The organism is Vibrio sp. 99K-1, assembly GCF_013114585.1.
Lineage (GTDB): Bacteria > Pseudomonadota > Gammaproteobacteria > Enterobacterales > Vibrionaceae > Vibrio > Vibrio chagasii_B.
On sequence record NZ_VTXF01000067.1, the window covers coordinates 1 to 972 of the forward strand.

The following is a 972-nucleotide window of genomic DNA, read 5'->3' on the forward strand; positions in this document are numbered from 1 at the left end:
CCAGTAATAACAGCGGTGGTTAACTCCCACCTTATTTATCTCCACATAAAAAAGAAAAATAATGAAATATACTAAACGCAGTTTGGTAGGGCTTTTTACGCTCTTGATAATACCAACAGGGGGGGCTCAGGCCGCCAATAATGCGCCTTATCCATTTGGTGAGGAGTTTGTTTATCACACTTGTCCTTCAGGGTTTGATAAACAAGGACTAAGTTGTACAAAAAAAATAACTAGGCCCGTCAAATTTAAATGTGATAGCGGCTTTAGACTAGGTGCAGGAAAGTGTACTAAGGTCGAAAGTAAAGCAGCGATAAAGTCTTGCCCATCAGGAATGAGTCTAACTGCAAATGGATGTTCAAAGCTTATTTCTGAAAGTGGTTATTCGTTAAGAGTGACTAATTGGCTAATATCTAGTAAATCCTCGCAAAATGGAATTTATTGGAATTCAGTTAAGGTGTTTGGTAATACGACACTGGAAAATTGGACAAAACATTCTGATGGGTGGGAGTACAAAACTGGTCGAAAGCGTATTTTTCAAACTTATCCTGGAGGCGGGTATAAGGCTGGGGAGGTGCATCGAAGAAAGAATGTATTACACCCTGCTACTTTATCCTGTCAGGCAGGTTTTAAGTTAAGTAACTCTATGTGTAAAAAAACGATTGTAAAAAGAGTAACTCCTTATTGCACTTCTGGAGATTTGTCTAATAACCTCTGTACAGAGGTAATTAGACAAGTAGCATCAAGGCATTCCCCTCTCGAAGAAACAATGGCAACCTTGTACCCGCGTTATTCTGATGATGCTGCCCAACAAAACGCCGCCGCATTCCGCTACCTAGATAACATGTTTACCTTAGACCCAGAACTAGGCGATATTGTGTCTACGATGAGCTCTGAGGGACTGAGCCAAGATTTTTCTAAGCTATGGGCCAATGCGGAGAAGTCGACAGCCGATAATGCCATTGAGGTGGTGGA

The 972-nt window shown here is 41.3% G+C and carries 1 pseudogene; it reads left to right on the plus strand.

The features are described 5' to 3' along the window. Positions 1–61 precede the first annotated feature (61 nt). Positions 62–972: pseudogene (locus F0228_RS25930) on the plus strand (hypothetical protein); the annotation flags it as partial.